We start from the raw sequence: 1,344 nt of genomic DNA, 5'->3' as shown, positions 1-1,344 counted from the left end.
AACCGCCCCGGCTGCTGGTGAGGCTCTGATGTAGCAAGGAGACTGCTGCTGTGGCCCCACCTCGGAAGTTCGACCCGGAGACCCGGGCTCGTGCGGTGCGCATGTATGAGGACCGGTTGCGTGATCACGGTGACTCGAAGCTGGCCGCCCGCAAGCATGTGGGCGCGATGTTGGACATCAACCCGGCGACGTTGCGGAATTGGATCGAGGGTGAGCGCCCCCGAGACGGGGACGGCGCACCTGTTGGGGAGGGCGGCGAGGTCGACCTCGAGGAGTTCCGGCGGCTGCAGCGCGAAGTCGCTGAGCTGCGCCGGGCCAATGAGATTCTCAAGACGGCCTCGGCGTTTTTCGCCCAGGCGGAGCTCGACCGTCGACTCAGGTGAAACTGCTCTACATCGATCGGTTCCGGGACAGGTTCGGGGTCGAGCCGATCTGTGCGGTGCTCGCCGAGCACGGCATGAAGATCGCCCCGAACACGTATTACTCGTGGCTGCGGTGCCCGGTCACCGACGCGGCGCTCGCGGAGGCGTATTTGGTCAATCAGATCGTGGATCTCTACCGGGCGAACCGGTCGGTGTACGGGGTCCGCAAGCTCTGGCGGGCCGCGCAGCGGGCCGGGCTGGTGGTGGGCCGAGAGCAGGTCGCCCGGCTGATGCGGATCGCCGGTCTGCAGGGCGTGCGCCGTGGGGAGCACCGTACCCGCACCACGACCCGTGAGCAGGGCGCCCCGAGGCACCCCGACCTGGTCAAGCGCGGTTGGAAGACCCCGAACCGCCCGGACGCGGTGTGGGTCGCGGACTTCACCTACGTCTGGACCGCGTGCGGGTTCGTCTACACCTCGTTCATCACCGATGTCTATTCACGGCGGATCCTGGGGTGGCGGACCTCGATGTCGAAATCGGTGGACCTGGTCACTGCCGCTTTGGCCCAGGCGCTGGCCACTCGCCGGCGAGAGGACGCCGAGTTCACGGCCGAGGGTCTTGTTCATCATTCGGACGCGGGGTCGCAATACACGGCGCTGGCGTTCACCGAGGAACTTCACGAGGCTGGGATCGCAGGGTCGATCGGCACCGTCGGGGACGCTCTGGACAATGCGTTGATGGAATCGACGATCGGGCTGTACAAGACCGAGGTCATCGTGCGAGACTGCCCACGTAATTGGAGTGGGCTGCGGGAAGTCGAACGCGAGACCGCCGAGTGGGTCCACTGGTACAACTACGATCGCCTCCATTCTTCCGTCGGGTACCTGCCGCCGGTTGAATGGGAAGCCAACTACGCTGCCGCGGTAGCCCAGCAGGCCGCCGCGGCCTGACACCCGGCCTCACGCCGGCCCGGGGCGGTTCA

Annotated in this window: 1 protein-coding gene and 1 other annotated feature; the gene reads left to right on the top strand. The window is 66.7% G+C overall.

From position 1 onward, the window contains the following. The first annotated feature begins 50 nt into the window (after positions 1–50). Positions 51–1,312 (top strand): IS3 family transposase gene (locus tag WCD74_RS29815; protein ID WP_337698567.1). Its coding sequence is split into 2 segments (ribosomal slippage): positions 51–354 and positions 354–1,312, totalling 1,263 coding nucleotides; the frame shifts between segments, so codons are not numbered across the junction. Continuing rightward, positions 341–472: a sequence feature (AL1L pseudoknot), on the top strand. Its footprint overlaps the gene before it by 132 nt. Positions 1,313–1,344: the final 32 nt, after the last annotated feature.

The organism is Actinomycetospora aurantiaca, assembly GCF_037401875.1.
Taxonomy (GTDB): domain Bacteria; phylum Actinomycetota; class Actinomycetes; order Mycobacteriales; family Pseudonocardiaceae; genus Actinomycetospora; species Actinomycetospora aurantiaca.
This window is presented reverse-complemented; position numbering and strand designations above follow the sequence as displayed.